Below are 822 nucleotides of genomic sequence, written 5' to 3'. Positions count from 1 at the left end.
GGTCCTGCCCGACGAACGCCGGCGTGAGCACGTGCCGCGCGAACGCCCGCATGCGCGGCCGCGCATCCAGCACCAGGCGCTCGTAGTTGCCGGTCGTGATGGCGCGGCGCGCGGCGGGCGCCAACGTATCCAGCAATGGCTGGTACAGCGCATCGATCGCATGCCACAGCGCCGCCCGTTCGCGCGCGTCGAGCGCCTCGGAGCCGAACAGGAAGCGGTCCGGGTGATCGTCGATCAACCGCGCCCATGCCCGCATCGACGCGTGGTCCGGCATCTCCCGGCCGTCCGCACCGGTGCGCAGCATGATCTGGCGCGCGATGCGCGACCACGCCAGGTCGACGTGGACGTGCCCCATGCACGGATCGGCCAGGATCGAACGCAGACAGGCGGCGTGGTCGACGGGCTGCTCGACGCAGCGCCCGACGCCGCCGCAATGCGCCCACAGGATGGTCGTGGCGCGCGCCGCGGGCATGGCGAACAGCGCCTCGATCGGACCCGCGCCGGTGGCCGCGTCGACGTCGCAGTACAGCACCACCGGCATGCACATGACGCCGGCGGTGGCGATCACGTCGCGCAGCGCCTGCGCCCTCCAGGTCAACCCGGCGTCGCCGGTGCCGGCGGCCATGCGCGGTTGTTCAAGCTCGCCGCGCAACCGGTACGTGAACATCGGATCGAGCCGGTCGTCGCCGGGGCGGCACAGCCGGGAAATGGCGACGAACAGTGCGACGCCCGGGTCAAGCTCCACGTCCGGCATCTCCCGGCCGTCCGCACCGGTGCGCAGCATGATCTGGCGCGCGATGCGCGACCACGCCAGGTCGACGT

At 72.4% G+C, this 822-nt stretch carries 1 protein-coding gene; it reads right to left on the bottom strand.

Annotated elements, in window-relative coordinates:
• Positions 1-822 (bottom strand): hypothetical protein (locus tag ACEN88_RS33090; RefSeq protein ID WP_413346534.1); only part of this gene is annotated, 822 nt, incomplete at both ends.

It is taken from the genome of Massilia sp. CT11-108 (genome assembly GCF_047302915.1).
Lineage (GTDB): Bacteria > Pseudomonadota > Gammaproteobacteria > Burkholderiales > Burkholderiaceae_D > Telluria > Telluria orientalis.
This window is presented reverse-complemented; position numbering and strand designations above follow the sequence as displayed.